This window comes from Kitasatospora sp. NPDC056531 (assembly GCF_042794375.1).
GTDB lineage: Bacteria > Actinomycetota > Actinomycetes > Streptomycetales > Streptomycetaceae > Kitasatospora.
The window spans coordinates 28,041-28,553 of the sequence record NZ_JBHTTU010000085.1 but is presented as its reverse complement, the minus strand read 5'-3'; the positions used below and the strand labels follow the sequence as shown (position 1 = coordinate 28,553).

General features: G+C 72.5%; 2 pseudogenes. Both read left to right on the top strand.

Features of this window, described 5'->3' with window-relative positions:
- A pseudogene (locus tag ACFQ87_RS37050) lies at positions 1–184 on the top strand (MFS transporter); the annotation flags it as partial.
- 49 nt (positions 185–233) lie between these two features.
- Positions 234–513 (top strand): annotated as a pseudogene (locus tag ACFQ87_RS37045) (MBL fold metallo-hydrolase); the annotation flags it as partial.

The following is a 513-nucleotide window of genomic DNA, read 5'->3' as shown; positions in this document are numbered from 1 at the left end:
CGCCGGCACGCTTGCCGCCTACTACGTCCTCAGCTACCTGGCCATGAGCATCCCCGCCGTCCTCGCCGGCCTGCTGACCAACCTGTACGGCCTGCAGACCGCCGTTTCGCTCTACGCCGTGACGGTCGTCCTGCTGACCCTGACCGGCCTCACCCGCGCCGTGCGGCAGCCGCGCACCGCCTGACCGAGTCCCGCCTTCCCGCAACGCCCCGCCCGCCCGAAAGGACCCACCGATGAGCACCGCCACGCCCCGTCAGGCCACCCCCTTCGCAAGTGCGGGATGGAGCCTCGGCGACATCGCCGTACGCCGCGTCGACGAGATCGAACTGCCCCGGCAGACCGGACCGTGGTTGCTGCCGGACGCCACCAAGGAGGTGCTGGACGAGGCGCCGTGGCTGCGCCCCGACTTCGCCGACGCCGACGTCCCCCGTCTGGCGAGCCACAGCTTCGCGGTGGAGGCGGGCGGGCTGCGGATCGTCGTCGACACCGGCATCGGCAACGCCAAGCCACGCG